Genomic DNA, 23,144 nt, shown 5'->3' with positions numbered 1-23,144 from the left:
TTTCAGCAACGCATTCACCTCAACACCACTCAGGAGATACAGCATGAGCACCGTTCAGGAATCCGTCGTCGAGGTCTTCGTCTCCCGCTTCGGTCTGGACGCCGAGAGCGTCGTCCCGGAGGCGACCTTCGACGACCTGGGCCTCGACTCGCTGTCCCAGATCGAGCTGGCGACCGCCCTGAAGAAGCGCCTCGGTGTCGTCATCACCGACGACGAGCTGACCGAGATCGCCGCCGTCTCGGACATCATCGCGCTCATCGAGCAGAAGGCCGCCGCCGTCTGATGAGCGGCTTCGCGGCTTCCATCACCGGCATCGGCCTGATCACCCCGGCGGGCATCGGGGTCAAGGAGAACTGGGAACGCGTGGTCGACGGCCGGTCGACCGCCGCCCACCACGACGACCTGGCCGGCCTCCCGGTGACCATGGCCTGCCGGGTGCCCGACTTCTCGCCCCAGCGGCTCGGGCTGCGCGGCGCCTGGCAGTGGGACCGCTACTCCCAGTTCGCCATCGCCGCGGCGCGCGAGGCACTGGCCCAGGCCGGTCTCGTCGCCGGGGAGTGGGCGGACAGCGCCCGGGTCGCCGTCATCGTCGGCTCGGGTGCCGGTGGCACCGCGACGCTGGAGGAACAGCACCGGATCCTCATCGAGGAGGGCCCCGGCGAGGTCTCTCCGATGACCCTGCCGATGGGGCTGCTGAACATGGCGGCCGGCCAGGTCGCCATCGACATCGGCGCCAACGGACCCTGCCTGGCGCCGTGCACCGCCTGCGCCGCCGGGGCCAGCGCGATCGGGCTCGGCCGGGAGCTGATCCGCTCCGGGCTGGCCGACATCGTGATCGCGGGTGGTGCCGAGGCACCGATCACCCCGCTGTACGTGTCCTCCTTCGCCCGGATGCGGGCGCTCTCCCGGCGCCTGGACGACCCGGCGACGGCCTCCCGCCCCTTCGACGCGACCCGTGACGGGTTCGTACTCGGCGAGGGCGCGGGGATCGTGGTCCTGGAGTCCGAGGAGCACGCCCGGGCCCGCGGCGCGCAGACCCTGGCCCGCGTGATCGGGTACGGCGCCTCGGCCGACGCCCATCACGTCACCTCGCCGCACCCGGAGGGCAAGGGCGCCGAGCTGGCGGTCCGTGCCGCGCTCGCCGACGCGGGCCTGACCGGCCGCGACGTCGGCTACGTCAACGCCCACGGCACCTCCACCCCGCTCAACGACGTGATCGAGGCGGGGGTGATCCGCCGGGTGATCGGCGCGGACGCCAAGGTCAGCTCCACCAAGGGCGTCACCGGGCACCCGCTCGGCGCGGCCGGTTCCATCGAAGCGGCGTACGCGGCTCTGGCGGTGCACCACGGCGTGATCCCCCCGACGGCCTCGCTCACCGAGGTCGACCCCCGGGTGGACGTCGACGTCGTGCACGGCGCACCGCGGCTCGGCCGGGTGGACGTCGCCCTGAGCAACTCCTTCGGTTTCGGCGGGCAGAACGCCGCCCTGCTGATCTCCTCCTGAAACCGAACGACCAGAACGCGAAACGACCAGAACGCGAAAGGACCCCTCAGATGAACCCGGTCGCCACCGCCGACCTGACCAGGCTGCTCTTCGACGGCAGGTACGAGGAGGCGCACAAGGACATCAGCGAGCTGTTGCTGGACCCGGTCTTCGACCCGCGTGAGGGCCTCACGATGAACGAGGCCGGGAAGCTCGCCTACGAACGGTCCCGGGTGGTGCACGGCGGGCTGGAACGCCCGGTGGAGATCCTCCGGGACCCGTGGCGCCTGTTCGCCCTGGCCGAGTGGCCGTCACTGGTCGACGTGTCCACCTTCTCGCTGCTGATGGTCCACTACAACCTCAGCTTCGGCACGGTCGTCGAGCACGGCGACCGCCCCGAACTGAAGGACCTCTTCGACGAGCTGGACCGGCTGGACTCCTTCAGCCCGTACATGGCCACCGAGCTGGGCTACGGCAACAACGTGGCCGCCCTGCGCACGGAGGCCGTCTACGACGCCGCCTCCGAGACCTTCGTGCTGAACACCCCGGACGCGCTGGCCCAGAAGCACATGTCCTACAGCGGGTTCCAGGACGTCCCCAAGCTCGCCGTCGTCATGGCGCGGCTCAAGGCCGACGGCAAGGACCACGGCGTCTACCCCTTCCTCGTGCCGATCAGCGACGGCACCCGGCTGCACGAGGGCGTCCACGCCGCCCCCTGCCCGGAGAAGCCGGTGCAGGGCCTCGACAACGGCGTCACCTGGTTCGACCACGTCCGCGTCCCGCGCCGCAACCTGCTCCACGGCGACATGGGCGGCTTCGACGAGAACGGCACCTTCCGCCCCTCCTCCGGCAACCAGCGCAAGCGGTTCCTGCGCGCCATGAACCGGATCCTGCCCGGGCGCCTGTGCGTCTCCAGCTCGGCGGTCGGCGCGGGCCGGGCCAGCGTGTACATCGCCCTGCGCTTCGCGGCGCAGCGCCTCACGAACGCCCCGGGCCGCAACGACCTGCCGATCATCGAGTACCGCAGCCACCAGCTGGCCCTGTTCACCGCGCTGTCCAAGGTCTACGCGATGACCCTGCTGCTCAACCACGCCAAGCGGGAGTTCGTGGCGGCCCCGGACGCCGTACCGGCCGAGCTGAACCATCTGATCTCGATCACCAAGGCGCTCTCCACCTGGGAGATGACCGAGGTCATCGCGACCTGCCGGGAGCGCTGCGGGGCCCAGGGCATCTTCAGCGTCAACCGCATCGCGGACTACGGATCGCTGCTCCAGGGCCTGGTCACCGCGGAGGGCGACAACCAGGTGCTGCTGGCCACCACGGCCGGCCAGATCATCGCCCAGGCCGGGGAACCGGAGCCGTCCGCGGCCCCCGACCCCGCCGGCCGGGACCTCGGCGACACCGCGTTCCTGCTGGCCGCCCTGCGGCACCGGGAGCAGGAGCTGCTCCGGGCGGCCCACGCGTCCATGACGGACGAGACCGCGGAGCGGACCTACCTCGAAGCGTGGAACGGCACGATGAACACCGGGCTGGGCATGGCCCGCGTGCGGGGCGTGCGCACCGCCTTGGAGTGCCTGGTCGAGGCCGCCGAGGGGGCCTCGACCGAACAGGCGCGGACCGCGCTCGGCCTGCTCGCCTCGCTGTACGCGCTCACCGAGGTGCAGCGGGACGCGGGCTGGTACCTGGCCCGCGGGGTGCTCACGGCCGCCCAGGTCGAGGAGCTGCCCGCCGCCCTGGACGCCCTGTGCGTCCTGATCCTGCCGCACGCCGAGACCCTCATCAGCGGCTTCAACCTGTCGCCGGAACTGCTGCGGGCGCCCATCGCCGCGGACGACTACGTGGCCGCCTTCCAGCACCGCACCGGTGCGTACGGTCCGGCCGGTGCCCAGATCACCACCGGGAGCTGAACACCATGGCACGGCACTCCTATCCCTGCCCGATCCGCTGGTCGGACATGGACATCTACGGGATCGTCAACAACGTCTCCTTCGTGCGGTACCTGGAGGAGGCCCGGGTCGACTTCATCTTCCGGATGGCCCCGACCGAGGGCGACGCCTTCTTCCGGGACGGCTCGGTGGTCGTCTCCCACCAGATCCGCTACCGCCGCCAGCTGGTCCACCGCCACGCGCCGGTCGAGATAGAGATGTGGGTCTCGGACCTCCAGTCGGCGACGGTGACCGTCGACTACGCGGTCCGCGACGGCGACCTCGTCTACGCCACCGCCTCGACCACGATGGCTCCGTTCGACTACGCGGCGGGCCGGCCCCGTCGGCTCACGGACGCGGAGACCGCCTTCTTCGAGAAGTACCTCGAAGCCCCCGCACCGGCCCACTGACGTGCGCCTGTTGCGGATCGGCCCACCGGGCGGGGAGCGGCCGTGCGCGGTCGGTCCCGGTGGCATCGTGCGCGACCTGTCGCCCTGGGTCGCGGACTGGACCGGCGAGCACCTGGACCCGGACGTCCTGCGCGAGCTGGCCGCCCGGCTGACCCGGGAGGCCGGCTCGCTGGCGGAGGTCGACCCGGCGGCCGAGCGGATCGGCCCGCCCGTCCGCCCGGGCGGACACCTGCTGTCGATCGGCCTCAACTACCGGGCGCACGCGGCCGAGGCCGGGCTCGCCCTGCCGGACGAACCGATCGTCTCCAGCAAGGCGCCGATGACCCTGGTCGGCCCCCACGACGACCTGCTGCTGCCCCCGGGCGGCGAACGGACCGACTGGGAGGTCGAACTGGCCGTCGTCATCGGACGACGCGCCCAGTACCTGCCCGACCGGGCGGCCGCCCCGGCCCACATCGCGGGCTTCGCCACCGGCAACGACGTGTCCGAGCGGCGCTGGCTGCTGGAGCGCGGCGGCCAGTGGGTCAAGGGCAAGTCGTTCGAGTCCTTCAGCCCGCTGGGACCCCATCTCGTCACTCCGGACGAGGTGCCCGACCCGCAGGACCTGCGGCTGCGCTGCACGGTCAACGGGCGGGTCATGCAGGACGCCTCCACCGCCGACATGGTCTTCGACGTCGCGCACCTGGTCTGGTACCTCAGCCAGTTCATGGTGCTGCACCCCGGCGACGTGGTCCTCACCGGCACTCCGGGCGGGGTCGCGCTCGGCCGCCCCGACCAGCCCTACCTGCGTCCCGGTGATCTGGTGGAGACCGAGGTGTCGGGGCTGGGCGCGCACCGCCAGCGCTGCCGTCCGGCCGTGCGCCCGGGCGCCGCGGCCGACCGACCGTTGGAGGCGGTGTGATCCAGGACCTCGTCCCCGGACGGGTCGCGGGCTGGGATTCCTTCGAGGACCGGCTGCGGTTCACCCCGCACCCGGCCGAGGCCGCGTCCCTGCGCAGCAGGGCCCCGGCCCGGCGCCGCGAGTTCGCCAACGGCCGGTACTGCGCCCACCGGGCGCTGCGCCGCCTGGGCACCCCGGCCCTCGCCATTCCGGCCGGTGCCCGGGGTGCGCCCCGGTGGCCGGACCAGGTGGTCGGCAGCATCACGCACTGCCCCGGCTACACGGCCGCCGTGGTCGCCCGCCGGACGCGCATCCGTGCGCTGGGCATCGACGCGGAGCCCCATCTGCCGCTGCCCGCGGACGTGCTGGAGTTCGTCGCCCGGCCCGAGGAGCGGACCCGGGTGCGAAGGCTGCTCGCGGAGCGGCCCGGCGCGCACTGGGACCGGCTGCTCTTCAGCGCCAAGGAGAGCGTCTACAAGACCTGGTTCCCGGTGACCGGCCGCTTCCTGGGCTTCCACGAGGCCGAGGTCCGCATCGACCCGGAGGCGGGCACCTTCGGCGTACGGATCCCGGACTCCGGCGGCGCCGGGCCGGCGCTGCCGCGGGAGCTGACGGGCCGCTGGCGGATCAGCGGCGGCCTGCTCGTCACCGCAATTGCCGTACCGGCTCCGGAAGGAGAGCGATAGAGATGTCCACCCCGACCACGACCACCCCGGACACCACCACCCCGGACACCACCCCGGACACCGCCCCGGCCCCCGACGCCCTCGGCCGCGTGGCCGAGCTGTACGCGATCAAGGAGCTGGCCCGCCGCGGCCCCGGCGAGCGGGCCACCGCCGCGCAGCACGCCAAGGGCAAGCTGACCGCCCGCGAACGGATCGACCTGCTGCTGGACCCCGACTCCTTCAACGAGGTCGAGCAGCTGCGCCGGCACCGGTCGGTCGGCTTCGGCATGGAGGACCGCAAGCCGCACACGGACGGCGTGATCACCGGCTGGGGCACCGTCGAGGGCCGCACCGTGTTCGTCTACGCGCACGACTTCCGGATCTTCGGCGGCGCCCTCGGCGAGGCCCACGCCAGCAAGATCCACAAGATCATGGACATGGCCGTCGCCGCCGGGGCCCCGCTGGTCTCGCTGAACGACGGCGCGGGCGCCCGCATCCAGGAAGGCGTCTCGGCCCTGGCCGGGTACGGCGGGATCTTCCAGCGCAACGTGCGGGCCTCCGGCGTCATCCCGCAGATCTCGGTCATGCTCGGGCCGTGCGCGGGCGGCGCCGCCTACTCCCCCGCCCTGACCGACTTCGTGTTCATGGTCCGGGGCACCTCCCAGATGTTCATCACGGGTCCGGACGTGGTCAGGGCGGTCACCGGCGAAGAGGTCAGCCAGGACGGCCTCGGCGGCGCCGACGTGCACGCGCAGCTGTCGGGCGTGGCCCACTTCGTCTACGACGACGAACCGAGCTGCCTGGCCGAGGTCCGCTACCTGATCTCGCTGCTCCCCTCCAGCAACGACGAACTGCCGCCCGCCGCACCGACCTCCGACCCGGTCGACCGGCGCGCCGAGGCCCTGCTGACGCTCGTACCGGCCGAGGGCAAGTTCCCGTACGACATGCGCACGGTGATCGAGGAGCTCGTCGACCACGGCGACTTCCTGGAGGTCCACGAGCGCTGGGCGCCCAACATCCTGTGCGGGCTGGCCCGGCTCGGTGGGCAGGTCGTGGGGATCGTCGCCAACCAGCCGATCGCCCTCGCCGGCGTCCTGGACATCCACGCGAGCGAGAAGGCGGCCCGCTTCGTCCGCATGTGCGACGCCTTCAACATCCCGCTGCTGACCCTGGTCGACGTACCGGGCTTCCTGCCCGGCGTGGGACAGGAGCACGGCGGGGTCATCCGGCACGGCGCGAAGCTGCTCTACGCCTACTGCGAGGCCACGGTCCCCCGGGTCCAGGTGATCCTGCGCAAGGCGTACGGCGGCGCCTACATCGTCATGGACTCCCGCTCCATCGGCTGCGACCTCTCCTACGCCTGGCCTACCAACGAGATCGCCGTCATGGGCGCCGAAGGCGCCGCGAACGTCATCTTCCGCCGCCAGATCGCCGCATCGGACGATCCGCAGGCCATGCGCGCCGCGATGGTCAAGGACTACAGGTCCGAGCTCATGCACCCCTACTACGCGGCCGAACGCGGCCTCGTCGACGACGTGATCGACCCCGCCGGGACCCGGGCGACGCTCATCCGCGCCTTCCGGATGCTGCGGACCAAGAACTCCGAGCAGCCGTCCCGCAAGCACGCCAACACACCCCTGTGACCGGCCACTTCCACCGTCCCGGAGCGTACCGATGACCCTCACCTTCTCCACCGAACCGGCCGAGCGGCTCTCCGCGCAGGAGCGCGCCCGGGTGCTGGAGGCACCCGCCTTCGGCGACGTGTTCAGCGACCACATGATCAGCATCGACTGGGACCGGGAGCGCGGCTGGTACGACGCCCGGATCACCCCCTACGGACCGCTCGTGCTCGACCCCTCCGCCCAGGTCTTCCACTACGGCCAGGAGGTCTTCGAGGGCCTCAAGGCCTACCGGCGCCCGGACGGATCGGTGGTCACCTTCCGCCCGTACGCCAATGCCGCCCGCCTGAACCGGTCCTGCGCGCGCATGGCCATGCCGGAGCTGCCCGAGGCGACCTTCGTCGAGGCCCTGGAGCTGCTGGTCACCACCGACCAGGACTGGGTGCCGGTGCAGCCGGGCCACAGCCTCTACCTGCGCCCCTTCATGATCGCCACGCAGCGCACGATCGGTTTCTACGGGCCCTCCAACGCCTACCGCTTCATGGTGATCGCCTCGCCGGCCGCCGCCTACTTCAAGGCCGGCGCCAAGCCGCTGACCGTCTGGCTCTGCGAGGACTACACCCGCGCGGCCCCCGGCGGCACCGGCGAGGCCAAGTGCGGCGGCAACTACGCCGGCACCCTGGTCGCGCAGGCGCAGGCCCAGGAGATGGGCTGCGACCAGGTGGTCTGGTTGGACTCCGCCGAGCGCCGCTGGGTCGACGAGATGGGCACCAGCAACATGTTCTTCGTCTACGGCGACCGGCTGGTCACCCCGGAGCTGTCCGGCTCCCTGCTGTCCGGGGTCACCCGGGACTCCGTCCTCGCCCTGGCCGCCGAGTTGGGGTACACGGCCGAGGAAGGGCGGATCAGCGTGGACGACTGGCGGGCCGACGCCGAGTCGGGCCGCCTCACCGAGGTGTTCTCCTGCGGCACCTCCTCCATGATCACGTCGGTCGGCGAGGTCAAGGGCAAGGACGGCGGCTGGACGATCGGCGGCGGCGAGCCCGGCCCGGTCACCGCCCACCTGCGGGCGGAGCTGTCCGGCATCCAGTCCGGCGAGCGGCCCGACCCCTTCGGCTGGGTCCACAAGATCGCCTGATCCGCGCGCGGGGCCTGCCCGACCGGGCCGGACCCCGCACATCACCCCGCCCGCACACCACCCGCGGACGACCGCACGTCGACGACCGAGCGTCGACGACCAACCGAGCAGAGGTGCACTGAACCGATGAGCCGTTCCGTCCTGGTCACCGGAGGAAACCGGGGCATCGGCCTCGCCGTTGCCCTCGCCTTCGCCGAAGCCGGCGACAAGGTCGCCCTGACCTACCGCTCCGGCGAGCCGCCGGAGGCCGCGACGCGGCTCGGCTGCCTCGCCGTCCGGTGCGACGTCACCGACTCCGCGCAGGTCGAGAAGGCCTACCAGGAGGTCGTGGAGGCGCACGGCCCGGTCGAGGTGCTCGTGGCCAACGCGGGCATCACCCGCGACCAGTTGGTCCTGCGGATGGCCGAGGAGGACTTCGCCGCCGTCCTGGACACCAACGTGCTGGGGGCGTTCCGGGTCGTCAAGCACGCCGCCGCCGACATGGTGGAGGCCCGCCGCGGCCGGATCGTGCTGATCTCCTCCGTGGTGGGCCTGCTCGGCGCGACCGGACAGGCGAACTACGCCGCTTCCAAGGCCGCTCTGGTCGGCTTCGCCCGCTCGGTCGCCCGCGAGCTGGGCTCGCGCGGGATCACCTGCAACCTGGTGGCGCCCGGCTTCGTCGAGACCGACATGACCGGGGCGCTGAGCGAGAAGCAGCGCTCCGCGTTCCTGGCCAAGGTGCCGCTGGCGCGCAGTGCGGAGCCCGAGGAGATCGCCGCGGCCGTGCGCTACCTCGCCTCCGAGGACGCGGGGTACGTCACCGGGGCCGTCCTCCCGGTGGACGGCGGCCTCGGCATGGGGCACTGAGCCCGTACGCGCGCCCGTACGCAGGTGTCCGCCCCGGCGCCGGCGGCCCGGGGCGCAGGACCCGGCCCCGCTCCGGCGCCGGCCGGGCTCTCAGAGGTGTTCGGAGACCAGCACCGCGGTGGTGCCGGTCTCCAGTGCCTGGAAGACGTGCGGCACGTCGGCCGGATAGCTGATGTAGTCGCCCGGCAGCAGTTCCACCGGCTCCTCGGCGGTCCCGACCAGGGCCCGGCCCGTACCGATCACCACGTGTTCCACCACGCCGGGCATGTGCGCGGCGGACGCCCGCTGCGGGCCCGGCTCGGCGGCGATGCTGTAGACGTCCCGCCGGGCCCCGGGCGGGGACGCTGCCAGCAGGGTCGCCCGGTAGTCGGCCTCGGCCGAGACCACGGCGGGCCCCCGGCCCGCCCGGATCACCTGGACCCGCGGCCGGGAAGCGGCCAGCAGCCGGGAGAACGGGATCTCCAGGACCACGCAGAGCGCCCAGAGGGTCTCCAGGCTGGGGTTCCCCGCGCCCGATTCGAGCTGGGAGAGCGTGGACTTGGCCAGTCCGGCCCGGCGCGCCACCTCGGTGAGGGAGAGCCCGGCCCGGACGCGCTCCGCGCGCAGGGAGGCGGCGATCACTTCGAGCGGCGGCTTGAGCGGAAGGTCGGCTTCGGACACGAGATGTTCGCTCCAATGGTCATTCGTTCGCCTTGACGAACAGGTTCCTACCGTTCACCATAAACGCCATGCGTTCGTTATGGAAAACCCTCGACCGCGCCCAATGGCGTGACATCGCACTGGTCTGCCTCGCGGTGGGGGTCATCGGCCTGTCCTACGGCGCCATCGCGGTCACCTCGGGCTTCGCCTGGTGGTTCCCGGTCCTCATGGGCGCCCTCGTCCTCGCCGCCTCCTCCGAGTTCCTCTTCGTGGGGATCATCGCCGCCGGCGGCAGCCCGGTCGCCGCCCTGCTGGCGGGGCTCCTGGTCAACGCCCGGCACGTGCCGTTCGGCCTGGCCGTCCCCGACGTGCTCGGCCGCGGCTGGAAGGGGCTCCTCGGCACGCACCTGATGAACGACGAGACGGTCGTCTTCGCCATCGCCCAGGAGGGGCTCCCCCGCAAGCGGGCCGCGTACTGGGCCTGCGGCCTCGGCATCCTGCTCTGCTGGCCCACCGGAGCCGCGCTCGGCGCCCTGCTGGGCAGCGTCGTGCACGACACCGACGCCCTCGGGCTCGACGCCATGTTCCCCGCGGTGATCCTGGCGCTGATCCTGCCCGCCCTGAGGGAGCGCGAGTTGCGCCGTACCTGCCTGGTCGGAGTGGCCTTGGCGCTGGGCTCCACCGCCTTCCTCCCGGCCGGGCTGCCGGTCCTGGTGGCGCTGGCCGCCCTGCCCCTGTTCACCGCCGCCCCGGCGACGGAAGGAGCCGACCGATGAAGAACGCCGTTCCGACCCTCGTCGCGATGCTGGCCCTCGCGGGCGGCACCTTCCTGCTCCGCCTCGCCGGCCCGGCCCTGCGGGCCCGGATCACCTTCCCCGAGCGGGCGGAGAAGCTCCTGGAGGCGTCCGCCGTCGTCCTGCTCGCGGCCCTGACGGCCACGGCCGCGCTGACCGAGGGCCACGGCTTCGCGGGCCTGGCCCGGCCGATCGGCGTCCTGGTGGGCGGCGTACTCGCCTGGCGCAAGGCCCCGTTCCTCCTCGTCGTCCTCGCCGCGGCCGGCACGGCCGCCCTGCTCCGGCTCGCCGGAGTGCGCTGACGCGGCGAACGGCGCCCGGGCCCGGGGGCCCGGACCACGCGGTCCGCGGCCCCCGACCCGGCCCCCATCCCCGGCCCCCGGGCCGGAATGTTTCGTACCGAATTCTTGACGCGAAAAACGGTTATCGGCAGAGTTCTGGGTCGAATTCAGGCCGCTCATCTCACATGCTGGATCACGTATTGCCCGTCTTTCCCGGCCAGCCCTACGCTTCCCCGCGGACCGCATCAAAAACTTTAAAGCGCAACCACCGGCAGGGCTGAGCGGAACGACTGCGACCGCCCCTCACCCCGCCGTACCAGCGCTCCACCGCCCTGGCGACCCACCGGAACGACCTCCCGCACGGTTCCGATAAACGCACCCGGCATTTCGCATTACCGACGCACTTACAGTCGGCCAAATCTCGCCGCAAGACCGGCTGAAAGAAATCCTGTCGGTTGCCGTGGGTAACCTGAAAGACTTTCTTCCGTGTTCCGCCAAGCCGCATCTGGCCGACCGTGCGGCCGTGGCCTCGCACCACCCCTGCACTTGAACCAGGAGCACCCGAGCGCGATGAGCCGCACCGACACCTACACGTCCACCGACACCTTCGGACCGTCCTCACGACAGGTCCTCGCTCCACCGGACCGCCCGGTCCTCACCCGCGACCACGCCTGGGACACGGTCATGCGTCGGGTCCCGCTGCTCTCCGAACGCGAACTGGACGTCTTCCACCTGCTGGCGAAGGGCGCGTCGAACCGGACCATCTCGACCCGGCTCGCCATCACCGAGCGGACGGCCAAGGCGCACGTCGCGCAGATCATGGCCAAACTCGACGTCGAGTCCCGGTTACAGGCGGGCATCGTGGCCTTCGCCTGGGAGATGTTCCACTGGGGCGGCGCCGCCTCCACCCAACTCTCCCGCTACCTGCCCCCGGCCTGACCGACCGCGCACGGAGCCAAAAAAGACCCCTCTGACCGCGTTTACGCAGGTCAGAGGGGTCTTTCAGAAGTGGAGCCTAGGAGATTCGAACTCCTGACATCTGCCTTGCAAAGGCAGCGCTCTACCAGCTGAGCTAAGGCCCCGAAAACGGACGTGCCTGTCCCCTGGGAAGGAGCAGCCGTTCCGCAGAACAGAGTACCGGGTGTACTGCCAGATCCCGCAAAATGATAGGGACTCCCGTCCCGCGACCACTCTCCGTAAGATGCTCGCGAGGTTCGCACCAGCGAAGGGGAGTAGTAAGAGTGGACGCAGTACAGCAAGAGGCAACCGCCAGAGCCAGGGAACTCCAGCGCAGTTGGTACGGAGAGCCGCTCGGCGCGCTCTTCCGCCGGCTCATAGATGACCTCGGCTTGAACCAGGCCCGCCTCGCTGCCGTCCTCGGACTGTCGGCGCCCATGCTGTCCCAGCTGATGAGCGGTCAGCGCGCCAAGATCGGGAACCCGGCCGTGGTGCAGCGCGTACAGGCCCTCCAGGATCTCGCCGGCCAGGTGGCCGACGGCAGCGTCAGCGCGGCAGAGGCCACCGACCGGATGGACGAGATCAAGAAGACCCAGGGAGGCTCGGTCCTCAGCAACAGCGTTCAGACCACGGCCAGTTCGGGAGCCCCGACCGTCAAGCGGGTGGTCCGCGAGATCCAGTCGCTGCTGCGCTCGGTCTCCGCGGCCGGCGACATCATCGACGCGGCGGACTCCCTCACCGCCAGCCACCCGGAACTGGCGGAGTTCCTCCGGGTGTACGGCGCCGGGCGCACGGCCGACGCCGTCGCGCACTACGAGGCACACCAGAACTGATGCGAGCCTCCGGGCTACTGATCGATGCGGTACGACGTCCGTACTGACGCGGTACGGACGGGCCGACGGGGGACGCAGAGCGGGGGGACGGGCGCAGCGATGGGTGAGGTCTTCGCCGGTCGGTACGAGCTGATCGACCCGATCGGTCGTGGAGGAGTCGGCGCCGTGTGGCGCGCCTGGGACCACAGGCGCCGCCGCTACGTCGCCGCCAAGGTCCTGCGGCAGAGCGATGCCCACACCCTGCTCCGCTTCGTGCGCGAGCAGGCCCTCCGCATCGATCACCCGCACGTGCTGGCCCCGGCCAGCTGGGCGGCCGACGACGACAAGGTCCTGTTCACCATGGACCTCGTCAACGGCGGATCCCTCGGCCACGTCATGGGCGACTACGGGCCCCTGCCGCCCCGCTTCGCGTGCACCCTGCTCGACCAGCTCCTGTCGGGTCTGGCCGCGGTGCACGCCGAGGGCGTCGTCCACCGCGACATCAAACCGGCCAACATCCTGATGGAAGCCACCGGAACCGGACGGCCGCACCTGCGGCTGTCCGACTTCGGCATCTCCCTGCGCAAGGGCGAGCCCCGCCTGACGGCGACGGACCACGTGCTGGGCACGCCCGGCTACTTCGCACCCGAGCAGCTGCTCGGCGCCGAACCCGACTTCTCCGCCGACCTGTTCGCCGTCGGACTGGTCGCCCTCTACCTCCTGCTGGGCCGCAAGCCCGACGCACGGTCCCTCGTCGAACACTTCCTCGCCCACGGCACCCCGGACGCCCCGGAAGGGGTCCCGGCGGCCCTGTGGGACGTCATCGCCACCCTCCTGCAGCCGGACCCCGAGAACCGTTTCCGCACGGCCACAGGCGCCCGCAAGGCCCTCGCCGGGGCCTCCGAGTTGCTGCCCCCGCCCGCGCCGGACGCGGAATCGGTCGAGGTGTTCGACCAACTGGGCCCGCTTCCCGCCGGTTTCGGCCCCGAGGGCCCCCAAGTCCCGCCGGGCAGTGGTGTGTCCCCGTCCCGGTCCTCGTCCCCGGCCACGCAGGACGCCCCCACCGCCGGAGTGCTCCCGCCCGCGCCGACGGCGTACGACCCGAGCCCGCCGCCCACACCCGTACCCACACCAACGCCCGCGCCGTCACCGTCACCGTCACCGACCGGCAGCTTCCACCTGCCGCCCCCGACGGCCGCGCCCGCCGCACCCCCCGCCCCAAGCGGCTTCCCGCCCCCGCCCGGCCCGAAGGCCACCGCCGCCCTGCTCGTGGCCGCCCTGGTGTGCTTCGCCGTGGGCATCTGGGCCCTGACCCAGCTCTGAACGACGCGGCCGGGACCAGGGCCGCGCGCGCACCCTCACAACCCTCGCCGCGCGCGCCGCGCCAGCAGCACCCATCCGCCCAGCACGGTCAGCAGCAGCGCCCCCGCCCCGAAGCCGCCCGCGGCCACGGTCCGCATCGCCCGGCGGGTCCCGGCCGCGGCCAGCGCCTCCGGCGCCGTCAGCCCGTCCCGCACCGCCGTACGGTCCCGCGCGCCCACTGCGAAGCCGGCCTCCGCCGGGTCCTCGACGTAGGCCGGCGCGGCCGCGACCCGGCCCCCCACGGTGAGCCGCAGGGTCAGCGGCACCGGGATCGCGTCCTCGGTGAACTCGCCGACCTTCCCGCCCATCGTCACGGCCAGGTAGTACCAGCCCGCCACCCGGACCGGCCGCACCCCCCGGTCGTCGGACAGCCGGTTCTCGTAGGCCACCGGCGGCGTCGGCCCGAGCCCGGCCGCGGCCTGCTTGCCGTCGTACGGGGTGCCCTTGGAGCCGACCAGGCTCCGGTAGGGGCTGTAGAGGCTGACGGTGAGCCCCTCGTACGCCGTGCCGTACTCCTTCGTCATCCGGGCGCCCGCCAGCTCCGCGCCCACCGCGAGCTGTTGTCCCCAGTCCAACGGCACCCGGTACCAACGGGTCTGACCGGGCCGCAGGTCGTCGCGCCAGACGCCCGCGCCGAGCGCCCGCGCGTCGTTGAAGCCGCTGCCGCCCGCCCGGACCACGGGCGTGGTGCCGGGCGGCGCGGGCGGGGTCGAGGGCCAGGCCGAGGGAGCGGCGGTGGGCGCCCCGCCGGGGACGAGGGCGGGTTCGCGCATGACCTGGAGTTCCACCGGCCAGGGCGCCCGGTCGCCGTCCTTGCCGGCATTGCGGACGAGCTTGACGAAGTACACGCCGGCCGCCTGGCACTCGGCGTCCTCGGCCAACAGCCGCGCGCCGACGGCCGCGAGGGGCACCGGGTCGGACGCGAAGGACGCCCGGCCGGGGTTGCCCGGACAGGCCCGCCCCGCCGTGGTCATGAGGCTCACCTCGATCCCGTCCGCGTACCCGACCCTCGCACCGGCGGCGGGCCGTACGACGGCCGAGACGTAGACGCTGGAGCGCGCGTCCAGCACCACCCGGTAGTAGCGCTCGCCGGGGGCCACGGTGTCCTCGTACGTCGCCCCCGCCACCAGCGCCGGAGCGTCCGCGGTGGTCCCCGCGCCGCTGACCGCCTTCGCACCGGAAGCCGGCCGGTAGGGCGGCGGGGCCGCGGGATCCGGGGCCGGGCGGGCCGCACCGACCGCCCCCACCAGGGCGGTTCCCGCCAGCAGCACAGCCGAGAGCACCCGCACCATCACGCCCACCCCGCCCCGAGTTTGCCAGCGCAATCAAAATCTTTGCATAATGCAATAAACTGGGTCAGAACAGCACGAAGCCCCGACCGCAGCGGCAGTCGGGGCTTCCTGAGCTCAATCTTCGGTCTCACACACCGGAACCAGAGGGCACGGAGTCAGTTGCCTCCGTCCACAGGTCCTGCTCGGCGCGGTCCGCCTGGATCTGGCGGTACACGAGGAGCCCGCCGATGGCGGCCAGTGCGACCAGGAGAAGCTTCTTCACCGCGCGACCTCGTCCTTCGTTGACGTTGGGGACTACTGCCGCCCGACTATACACACCGACCGATACCGATCGGTTATCTGGGAAGCCCCCCGACGGCCCAACGCCCCTGCCCCGCGCGGGCGCAGGCCCGGAACGAGAACGGTCCGGCGGAGAATCTCCGCCGGACCGAATCCGTACTGTGGGGCTAACAGGATTTGAACCTGTGGCCTCATCCTTATCAGGGATGCGCTCTAACCAACTGAGCTATAGCCCCTCGGCGCTGTGCGCTGACTTGATGAAGATTAGCGCACAGACCGGGTCAGTCCAAAATCCGCTGCCGGAGGGCGTCCGCGCAGGTCATTCGTAGCTCACTCGTCCTCGGCGAGGGTGAGCTCGATGCCGCCCACGAAGCCCGCGGAGAGGTTGTAGATGAAGGCCCCCAGCGTGGCCAGCGCCGTCGCGAGCACCACGTCGATGACCGCGATCACCGACGTGAAGATCAGCACGCGCGGCAGCGACAGGAACGACTGGAGGTCGAAGCCGTTGCTCTCGTTGGAGCCGGTGGCCTCGCTGATGGTCCCGCCGACGGTCGAGAAGACGCCCATGGCGTCCATGACCATCCACAGCACCACCGACGCCACGATCGTGCAGATGCCCAGCGCGATCGACAGCAGGAAGCTGACCTTCATCACCGACCACGGGTCGGCCTTGGCCACCCGCAGTCGTGCCTTGCGCGTCCTGGGCGCCGTACGCACGCCCGTCTGCGGCCCCCGCTGCGCCGCGCCGCCGCCGGCGGCCCTGGGCGCCCCCGGGCCCGAAGGCGCCGAGGGAGCCTGGGACGACTTCTGCGGCTGTGCGGGACGGTCGGGGCCGCCCGCCGCACCGGTCTGGGGCTTCGGTCCTCGGGTGTCCGTCACGGTTCCCCCCTGGGAGTCCGCGGCGGGGCCACGGGCACCATTCGCTCCAGTCTTGGCCGGTCCGGCGCCCGTGGCTCCACTCACGCTTACTCCTCGTGCTCCCCAGCCGAAGGCTGCGTGCCTTCGGCGGCCTCGGTGGCCTGTCCCTCGGCGTCCTCGGTCTCGTCGACCTCGTCAGCCTCCTGGCCCGCCTCGGCGTTACGAGCGATGCCGACCACGGCATCGCGCTTGCCCAGGTTGATCAGCTGGACGCCCATCGTGTCACGGCCGGTCTCCCTGACTTCGTTGACGCGCGTACGGATCACACCACCGCTGAGGGTGATGGCGAGGATCTCGTCGGTGTCGTCGACCACGAGCGCCCCTACGAGCGAACCGCGGTCTTCCACGATCTTGGCAGCCTTGATGCCCAGACCGCCACGTCCCTGGACGCGGTATTCGTCCACGGGCGTCCGCTTGGCGTATCCGCCGTCGGTCGCGGTGAAGACGAACGTACCGGGCCGGACCACGCTCATGGAGAGCAGTTCGTCACCTTCGCGGAAACTCATGCCCTTCACGCCCGAGGTCGCGCGGCCCATCGGGCGCAGCGAGTCGTCGGTGGCGGTGAAGCGGATCGACTGCGCCTTCTTGCTGATGAGCAGCAGGTCGTCGTCGGCCGAGACCAGCTCGGCGCCGATCAGCTCGTCGTCGTTGCCGTCGCCCGTCTCCCGGAGGTTGATGGCGATGACACCACCCGAACGGGGGGAGTCGTAGTCCTTGAGCGCCGTCTTCTTCACCAGACCGGCCTTGGTGGCCAGGATCAGGTACGGGGCGGCCTCGTAGTCGCGGATCGCGAGGATCTGCGCGATCTGCTCGTCCGGCTGGAAGGCCAGCAGGTTCGCCACGTGCTGACCGCGGGCGTCGCGGCCGGCGTCCGGGAGCTCGTACGCCTTCGCGCGGTAGACCCGGCCCTTGTTCGTGAAGAACAGCAGCCAGTGGTGCGTGGTGGAGACGAAGAAGTGGTCGACCAGGTCGTCCTGCTTCAGCTTCGTCCCGCGCACGCCCTTGCCGCCGCGCTTCTGCGAGCGGTAGTCCTCGGTCTTGGTCCGCTTGACGTAACCGCCGTGCGTGATCGTGACCACGATGTCCTCTTCGGCGATCAGGTCCTCCATGGACATGTCGCCGTCGAAGGGCACCAGCTTGGAACGCCGGTCGTCGCCGAACTTCTCGACGATCGCGGCCAGCTCCTCGCTGACGATCTGCCGCTGGCGCTCCTCGGAGGCCAGGATCGCGTTGTACTCGTTGATCTTGGCCTGGAGCTCGTCGTGCTCGGCGACGATCTTCTGCCGCTCCAGGGCCGCGAGGCGGCGGAGCTGCATCTCCAGGATCGCGTTGGCCTGGATCTCGTCGATCGACAGCAGGCCCATCAGGCCCTCGCGCGCGATCTCGACCGTGTTGCTGCGCCGGATCAGCGCGATGACCTCGTCGATCGCGTCCAGCGCCTTGAGCAGACCGCGCAGGATGTGGGCGCGCTCCTCCGCCTTGCGCAGGCGGAAGCGCGTGCGCCGGACGATGACCTCGATCTGGTGCGTCACCCAGTGGCGGATGAAGGCGTCGATCGACAGCGTGCGCGGCACGCCGTCCACCAGCGCCAGCATGTTCGCGCCGAAGTTCGTCTGCAGGTCGGTGTGCTTGTAGAGGTTGTTCAGCACCACCTTGGCGACCGCGTCGCGCTTGAGCACGATCACCAGGCGCTGACCGGTGCGCGACGAGGTCTCGTCACGGACGTCGGCGATGCCGCCGACCTTGCCGTCCTTGACCAGGTCGGCGATCTTCTGCGCCAGGTTGTCCGGGTTGGTCTGGTACGGAAGCTCCGTGACCACCAGGCACTGGCGGTTCTGGATCTCCTCGACCTCGACGACCGCGCGCATCGTGATGGAGCCGCGACCGGTGCGGTACGCCTCCTCGATGCCCTTGCGGCCCACGACGAGCGCGCCGGAGGGGAAGTCCGGGCCCTTGATCCGCTCGATGAGCGCGTCCTGGAGCTCCTCGTGCGAGGCCTCCGGGTGCTCCAGCGCCCACTGGGCGCCGGCCGCGACCTCGCGCAGGTTGTGCGGCGGGATGTTGGTCGCCATGCCGACCGCGATGCCCGCGGAGCCGTTGATCAGCAGGTTCGGGAAGCGCGCCGGCAGGACCGTCGGCTCCTGGTTGCGGCCGTCGTAGTTGTCCGTGAAGTCGACGGTCTCCTCGTCGATGTCCCGGAGCATCTCCATGGCCAGCGGCATGAGCTTGCACTCGGTGTAGCGCATCGCGGCGGCCGGGTCGTTGCCCGGCGAGCCGAAGTTGCCGTTGGAGTCCACCAGCGGCATGCGCAGCGACCACGGCTGGGCCAGCCGGACCAGGGCGTCGTAGATCGAGCTGTCGCCGTGCGGGTGGTAGGTGCCCATGACGTCACCGACGACGCGGGCGCACTTGTAGAAGCCCTTCTCGGGCCGGTAGCCGCCGTCGTACATCGCGTACAGCACGCGCCGGTGGACCGGCTTGAGGCCGTCCCGGACGTCGGGCAGGGCGCGCGAGACGATGACGGACATCGCGTAGTCGAGGTAGGAGCGCTGCATCTCGGTCTCGAGCCCGACGGGCTCGATGCGCATGACGGGCTGCTCCTCCGCGGGGTTCTCCGCGGTGGGGGTGGTTTCGTCGGCCATTGCTGGTCAAAGATCCTTTCAGGCAGTCAGCTGAGCCGACTCAGATGTCGAGGAACCGAACGTCCTTGGCGTTGCGCTGGATGAAGGAGCGTCGGGCTTCGACGTCCTCGCCCATGAGCACCGAGAACAGGTCGTCGGCCTGCGCCGCGTCGTCCAGCGTGACCTGGCCGAGGACGCGGTGGTCCACGTCCATCGTGGTGACGCGCAGCTCCTCGGCGTTCATCTCACCGAGACCCTTGAAGCGCTGGATCGAGTCTTCCTTGATCCGCTTGCCGTTGCTCTTGCCGAGCTCGACCAGGGCGTCGCGCTCGCGGTCCGAGTAGGCGTACTCGAAGTCGTCGCGGCCCCACTTGATCTTGTACAGCGGGGGGCGGGAGAGGTAGACGTGTCCGGCCTCGACCAGCGGCCGCATGAAGCGGAAGAGGAAGGTCAGCAGCAGGGTGTTGATGTGCTGGCCGTCGACGTCGGCGTCCGCCATCAAGATGATCTTGTGATAGCGGAGCTTCTCGATGTCGAAGTCCTCGTGCACACCGGTACCGAAGGCACTGATCAGCGCCTGGACCTCGGTGTTCTGCAGGATCTTGTCGATCCGCGCCTTCTCGACGTTCAGGATCTTGCCGCGGATCGGCAGGATCGCCTGGTACATCGGATTGCGGCCCGACTTCGCACTGCCACCGGCCGAGTCGCCCTCGACGATGAAGATCTCGCACTTCGCCGGGTCGTTGGACTGGCAGTCCGACAGCTTGCCCGGCAGCGACGCCGACTCCAACAGCCCCTTGCGGCGCGTCAGGTCACGGGCCTTGCGGGCCGCGACGCGCGCCGTGGCGGCCTGGATCGCCTTGCGGATGATGTCCGCGGCCTCGTTCGGGTTCCGGTCGAACCAGTCGTTCAGGTGCTCGTGGACGACCTTCTGCACGAAGGTCTTCGCCTCCGTGTTGCCCAGCTTCGTCTTCGTCTGACCCTCGAACTGCGGCTCGCCCAGCTTCACCGAGATGATCGCCGTCAGACCCTCGCGGATGTCCTCGCCCGCCAGGTTGTCGTCCTTCTCCCGCAGGAACTTCTTCTCGCGCGCGTAGCGGTTGACGAGACCCGTCATCGCCGCGCGGAAGCCCTCCTCGTGCGTACCGCCCTCGTGCGTGTGGATCGTGTTCGCGAAGGAGTAGACCCCCTCCGTGTACTGCGAGTTCCACTGCATCGCGATCTCGACCGAGAGCATGCGCTCCTTGTCCTCGGCCTCGACGTCGATGACGGTCGGGTGGATCAGCTCGCCCTTGCGCGAGTTGAGGTACTTCACGAAGTCGACGATGCCGCCCTCGTAGTAGTACTTCACCGTGCGCGCCTGGTCGTCGTCGGCCTCCTCGGCCGAGTCCGCGCCCATCGTCGCCTTCGCCGACTCGCGCTCGTCCGTCAGCGTCAGGGTCAGGCCCTTGTTGAGGAAGGCCATCTCCTGGAAGCGGCGCGAGAGCGTCTCGAAGGAGTACTCGGTCGTCTCGAAGATGTCGCCGTCGGCCCAGAACGTCACGGACGTGCCGGTCTCGGCCGTCTCCTCGTTCTTCGCCAGCGCGGCCGTCGGCGCGCCCAGCTTGTAGTCCTGGGTCCAACGGAAGCCGTCGCGCCGCACCTCGACCGCTACCCGCGTCGACAGCGCGTTGACGACCGAGACACCGACACCGTGCAGACCGCCGGAGACGGCGTAGCCGCCGCCGCCGAACTTGCCGCCCGCGTGCAGGACGGTCAGCACGACCTCGACGGCGGGCTTGCCCTCGGAGGGGACGATGTCGACGGGGATGCCTCGACCGTTGTCGACGACGCGGACGCCGCCGTCGGCCAGGATCGTCACGTCAATGGTGTCCGCGTGCCCGGCCAGGGCCTCGTCGACCGAGTTGTCGACGACCTCGTACACCAGGTGGTGCAGGCCGCGCTCGCCGGTCGAGCCGATGTACATGCCGGGGCGCTTGCGCACGGCGTCCAGGCCCTCGAGGACCTGGATCTGGCTGCCGGTGTACTCAACGGGGTCAGCGTTCTCGCCGGCGGTGGACTGGTTGTCGTTGGGGTTGCCGGAATCGGCCACGAAGCGCCCTTTCTGGCACAGCACAGGCCGTACTCCGGGCCAGCAGGCATGCGAGCAGGAGCGGCTGCGTCAATCTGCGTTGTCAGCTTTTGTCGACTGGATCCCGCAAGGCGGCGGGATTCCCGTCAGTCTACCGGTACCACGGACATGAATGGGGGTTTGCCAGTACCTGAGTCCGCATGTGCCGCCCTCAACCCGCACTCTCCGACTCCCCATATCCGGGCAGGGGCTCAAAGAGGCTCACACGGGCATCCAGCGCTTCGGGCTGTCAACCTCCCACCACCGTGAGCGAGACCACTGGCACGTCCGCGCGGGGCGGCTTGCCCACACGCCTCCGGACGCTCCCGGCTCAGCCGTACGTGTCCCCCGGACCCATCGTCCCCGGGGCCCGCAGCGGCCCGTACCGCGGGCGGCGCCCGCCCGGTCCCTGCACCTTGATCAGCCGCACCGTGCCCTGCCCGAGGTCCTCGTTGAGCCGGGCCACCAGCTGCGGGGCGAGCAGCTTGAGCTGGGCCGCCCAGGCCGAGGAATCACAGCGCACTACCAGTTCACGGTCCTCGTAGCGCTCCGGTTCACAGTGCGCCGCCACTTCCGGGCCGACGATCTGCGCCCAGCGCTCCATCACGCCCGCGACCGCCATCGGCATCTCCCAGCCGCGCTCCGTGCGCAACCGGTCCAGCGCCGCCATCAGCGGCATCGGGTCCCGGCCGTCCGCCCGCGCGCCCGAGCGCAGGCCCGGCTGACCGTGCCGGGACTTCTTGCCGCCGGCCGCCAGCCCGCGCGCCCGCGCCTGCTCCCGCGCCGCCGCCAGGGCCTGGCGGGCCAGGTCGACGCCCGAGGGCTCGGGCGCCTTGCGCGCCGGCCCCTGCGCCCCGGAAGCGTTCCCGTCCTCGCTCACCACCGCGTCACCTCACCGCCGGACACCCCGAACCGAGCCCCCGCCAGCACCCCCGGGACGTCGTCGTCCACGGCGGCCGTCACCAGCACCTGCTCACCGCCGGCCACCAGCTCCGCCAGCCGCTCCCGGCGCCGCGCGTCCAGCTCCGCGAACACGTCGTCCAGGATGAGCACGGGCTCGCTGCCCTCGGAGCGCAGCAGCTCGTAGGAGGCCAGGCGCAGCGCCAGCGCGTACGACCAGGACTCGCCGTGGCTCGCGTACCCCTTCGCGGGCAGCTCCCCGAGGCGCAGCAGCGCGTCGTCGCGGTGCGGTCCGACCAGGGTCACCCCGCGCTCGATCTCCTGCTTGCGGGCCTGGGCGAGGGCGCCCATGAGCACCTCGTACAGCGCTTCGCGGGTCCGCGCGGCGCCGGAGTCCACCGCTTCGCCCGCCGCTCCGGCCAGCGAGGTCGGCCGGTAGACGAGCCCGAGCGGGCCGCCGCCGGGCGCGAGCTGCTCGTACGCCTTGTCCGCCAGCGGCAGCAGGGTCGCGATCAGGTCGAGGCGCTGGGCCAGCAGCTCGGCGCCGGTGCGGGCCAGGTGCTGGTCCCACACGTCCAGGGTGGAGAGGTCCATGGAGCGGCCGCCGTGGCGGCGGGCCATGGCGGCCGACTTCAGCAGGGTGTTGCGCTGCTTGAGCACCCGGTCGTAGTCGGAGCGGACCCCGGCCATCCGCGGCGAGCGCGCGGTGACCAGCTCGTCCAGGAACCTGCGGCGCTCCCCCGGGTCCCCCTTGACCAGGGCCAGGTCCTCCGGAGCGAAGAGCACCGTCCGTACGATCCCCAGCACGTCCCGCGGTCGGACCTGCGAGGACCTGTTGATCCGGGCCCGGTTCGCGCGGCCCGGGTTCAGCTCCAGCTCGACGAGCTGCTGGCGCTCGCCCTGGGTCACGGCCGCGCGGATGACGGCGCGCTCGGCGCCCATCCGCACGAGCGGGGCGTCCGCGGAGACGCGGTGGCTGCCCAGGGTCGCGAGGTAGCCGATGGCCTCGACCAGATTGGTCTTCCCCTGGCCGTTGGGGCCCACGAAGGCGGTGACGCCCGGGTCGAGCGGAACCTCGACCCGGGCGTACGAGCGGAAGTCGGCCAACGACAGATGCGATACGTGCATGACGGCGCCGACCTCCCCCGGCCCTAACTCCTTGGTACTGCTGGTACTGCTGGTACTTCAGGTGTTGCTGGTACTTCCGGTACTGA

At 71.2% G+C, this 23,144-nt stretch carries 22 protein-coding genes and 2 tRNA genes; 14 read left to right on the top strand and 10 right to left on the bottom strand.

Going from position 1 to position 23,144, the window contains the following annotated elements; all coding sequences use genetic code 11:
• Positions 1-43 precede the first annotated feature (43 nt).
• The 9 genes from ACZ4UB_RS01210 (at position 44) to fabG (ending at position 8,965) form a co-directional block, all read left to right on the top strand.
• Positions 44-283: an acyl carrier protein gene (locus tag ACZ4UB_RS01210; RefSeq protein ID WP_328672333.1), complete on the top strand. Its 240-nt coding sequence runs from the start codon at positions 44-46 to the stop codon at positions 281-283.
• The gene (locus ACZ4UB_RS01205; protein ID WP_354378816.1) at positions 283-1,503 is read left to right on the top strand and encodes a beta-ketoacyl-[acyl-carrier-protein] synthase family protein; all 1,221 of its coding nucleotides are present in this window, start codon (positions 283-285) and stop codon (positions 1,501-1,503) included. The genes ACZ4UB_RS01210 and ACZ4UB_RS01205 overlap by 1 nt, the downstream gene beginning before the upstream one ends.
• A gap of 50 nt (positions 1,504-1,553) precedes the next feature.
• The gene (locus ACZ4UB_RS01200; RefSeq protein WP_468067462.1) at positions 1,554-3,389 is read left to right on the top strand and encodes an acyl-CoA dehydrogenase family protein; all 1,836 of its coding nucleotides are present in this window, start codon (positions 1,554-1,556) and stop codon (positions 3,387-3,389) included.
• A 5-nt stretch (positions 3,390-3,394) separates the two neighbouring features.
• Positions 3,395-3,817: an acyl-CoA thioesterase gene (locus tag ACZ4UB_RS01195; RefSeq protein ID WP_354378818.1), complete on the top strand. Its 423-nt coding sequence runs from the start codon at positions 3,395-3,397 to the stop codon at positions 3,815-3,817.
• A 1-nt stretch (position 3,818) separates the two neighbouring features.
• The gene (locus ACZ4UB_RS01190) at positions 3,819-4,718 is read left to right on the top strand and encodes a fumarylacetoacetate hydrolase family protein (RefSeq protein ID WP_468067461.1); all 900 of its coding nucleotides are present in this window, start codon (positions 3,819-3,821) and stop codon (positions 4,716-4,718) included.
• On the top strand, positions 4,715-5,383 hold the full coding sequence (locus ACZ4UB_RS01185) for a 4'-phosphopantetheinyl transferase family protein (RefSeq protein ID WP_468067459.1): 669 nt from the start codon (positions 4,715-4,717) through the stop codon (positions 5,381-5,383). Before ACZ4UB_RS01190 ends, ACZ4UB_RS01185 begins: the two co-directional genes overlap by 4 nt.
• A gap of 2 nt (positions 5,384-5,385) precedes the next feature.
• Positions 5,386-7,005, top strand: a complete 1,620-nt coding sequence (locus tag ACZ4UB_RS01180) for an acyl-CoA carboxylase subunit beta (RefSeq protein ID WP_468067458.1) — start codon at positions 5,386-5,388, stop codon at positions 7,003-7,005.
• A 31-nt stretch (positions 7,006-7,036) separates the two neighbouring features.
• A complete protein-coding gene (locus ACZ4UB_RS01175) occupies positions 7,037-8,119 on the top strand; it encodes a branched-chain amino acid aminotransferase (RefSeq protein ID WP_468067456.1) in 1,083 nt (360 codons plus the stop codon).
• A gap of 126 nt (positions 8,120-8,245) precedes the next feature.
• Entirely contained in the window at positions 8,246-8,965 is a 720-nt protein-coding gene (gene fabG, locus ACZ4UB_RS01170) for a 3-oxoacyl-ACP reductase FabG (RefSeq protein WP_468067454.1), read from the top strand.
• A 90-nt stretch (positions 8,966-9,055) separates the two neighbouring features.
• Here fabG and ACZ4UB_RS01165 read toward each other — a convergent pair whose 3' ends face one another.
• Positions 9,056-9,625: a helix-turn-helix domain-containing protein gene (locus ACZ4UB_RS01165; RefSeq protein WP_354378824.1), complete on the bottom strand. Its 570-nt coding sequence runs from the start codon at positions 9,623-9,625 to the stop codon at positions 9,056-9,058.
• Between the two features lie 68 nt (positions 9,626-9,693).
• On the opposite strand from ACZ4UB_RS01165, the gene ACZ4UB_RS01160 reads away from it, so the two are divergent.
• The 3 genes from ACZ4UB_RS01160 to ACZ4UB_RS01150 all read left to right on the top strand — a co-directional run bounded on the left by ACZ4UB_RS01160 (position 9,694) and on the right by ACZ4UB_RS01150 (position 11,618).
• Positions 9,694-10,380 carry an AzlC family ABC transporter permease gene (locus ACZ4UB_RS01160; RefSeq protein ID WP_354378825.1) on the top strand — a complete coding sequence of 229 codons (687 nt, stop codon included), beginning with the start codon at positions 9,694-9,696 and terminating at the stop codon, positions 10,378-10,380.
• Entirely contained in the window at positions 10,377-10,700 is a 324-nt protein-coding gene (locus ACZ4UB_RS01155) for an AzlD domain-containing protein (protein ID WP_354378826.1), read from the top strand. Before ACZ4UB_RS01160 ends, ACZ4UB_RS01155 begins: the two co-directional genes overlap by 4 nt.
• 549 nt (positions 10,701-11,249) lie before the next feature.
• A complete protein-coding gene (locus ACZ4UB_RS01150; protein WP_468067452.1) occupies positions 11,250-11,618 on the top strand; it encodes a response regulator transcription factor in 369 nt (122 codons plus the stop codon).
• A gap of 70 nt (positions 11,619-11,688) precedes the next feature.
• Here ACZ4UB_RS01150 and ACZ4UB_RS01145 read toward each other — a convergent pair.
• Positions 11,689-11,761 (bottom strand) — tRNA-Ala (locus tag ACZ4UB_RS01145).
• Between the two features lie 159 nt (positions 11,762-11,920).
• Here ACZ4UB_RS01145 and ACZ4UB_RS01140 point away from each other — a divergent pair.
• Positions 11,921-12,469 (top strand): helix-turn-helix domain-containing protein, encoded by a 549-nt coding sequence (locus tag ACZ4UB_RS01140; protein WP_468067451.1) that lies wholly within the window; start codon positions 11,921-11,923, stop codon positions 12,467-12,469.
• Positions 12,470-12,568: 99 nt separating this feature from the next.
• Positions 12,569-13,771, top strand: a complete 1,203-nt coding sequence (locus ACZ4UB_RS01135; protein WP_468067449.1) for a serine/threonine-protein kinase — start codon at positions 12,569-12,571, stop codon at positions 13,769-13,771.
• Between the two features lie 35 nt (positions 13,772-13,806).
• Here the strand turns inward: ACZ4UB_RS01135 and ACZ4UB_RS01130 are convergent, their stop codons facing one another.
• The 8 genes from ACZ4UB_RS01130 to recF all read right to left on the bottom strand — a co-directional run bounded on the left by ACZ4UB_RS01130 (position 13,807) and on the right by recF (position 23,058).
• Complete coding sequence (locus ACZ4UB_RS01130; protein ID WP_468067448.1) at positions 13,807-15,135, bottom strand: hypothetical protein; 1,329 nt, start codon at positions 15,133-15,135, stop codon at positions 13,807-13,809.
• Positions 15,136-15,229: 94 nt separating this feature from the next.
• Positions 15,230-15,364, bottom strand: coding sequence for a DLW-39 family protein (locus tag ACZ4UB_RS01125; protein WP_208809277.1), 135 nt, complete (start codon positions 15,362-15,364; stop codon positions 15,230-15,232).
• A gap of 179 nt (positions 15,365-15,543) precedes the next feature.
• Positions 15,544-15,617, bottom strand: a tRNA-Ile gene (locus ACZ4UB_RS01120).
• 94 nt (positions 15,618-15,711) lie between these two features.
• Positions 15,712-16,344: a DUF3566 domain-containing protein gene (locus ACZ4UB_RS01115; protein ID WP_468067447.1), complete on the bottom strand. Its 633-nt coding sequence runs from the start codon at positions 16,342-16,344 to the stop codon at positions 15,712-15,714.
• Between the two features lie 2 nt (positions 16,345-16,346).
• On the bottom strand, positions 16,347-18,941 hold the full coding sequence (gene gyrA, locus ACZ4UB_RS01110) for a DNA gyrase subunit A (RefSeq protein WP_468067446.1): 2,595 nt from the start codon (positions 18,939-18,941) through the stop codon (positions 16,347-16,349).
• Positions 18,942-18,981: 40 nt separating this feature from the next.
• Positions 18,982-21,036: a DNA topoisomerase (ATP-hydrolyzing) subunit B gene (gene gyrB, locus ACZ4UB_RS01105; RefSeq protein WP_354378833.1), complete on the bottom strand. Its 2,055-nt coding sequence runs from the start codon at positions 21,034-21,036 to the stop codon at positions 18,982-18,984.
• Between the two features lie 325 nt (positions 21,037-21,361).
• The gene (locus ACZ4UB_RS01100; protein ID WP_354378834.1) at positions 21,362-21,910 is read right to left on the bottom strand and encodes a DciA family protein; all 549 of its coding nucleotides are present in this window, start codon (positions 21,908-21,910) and stop codon (positions 21,362-21,364) included.
• The gene (recF, locus tag ACZ4UB_RS01095) at positions 21,907-23,058 is read right to left on the bottom strand and encodes a DNA replication/repair protein RecF (protein WP_468067444.1); all 1,152 of its coding nucleotides are present in this window, start codon (positions 23,056-23,058) and stop codon (positions 21,907-21,909) included. Before recF ends, ACZ4UB_RS01100 begins: the two co-directional genes overlap by 4 nt.
• Positions 23,059-23,144 lie beyond the last annotated feature (86 nt).

This window comes from Streptomyces sp. NPDC028419 (assembly GCF_055565515.1).
The sequence above is the reverse complement of the archived record's forward strand: the minus strand, read 5'-3'. Positions and strand labels throughout refer to the sequence as shown.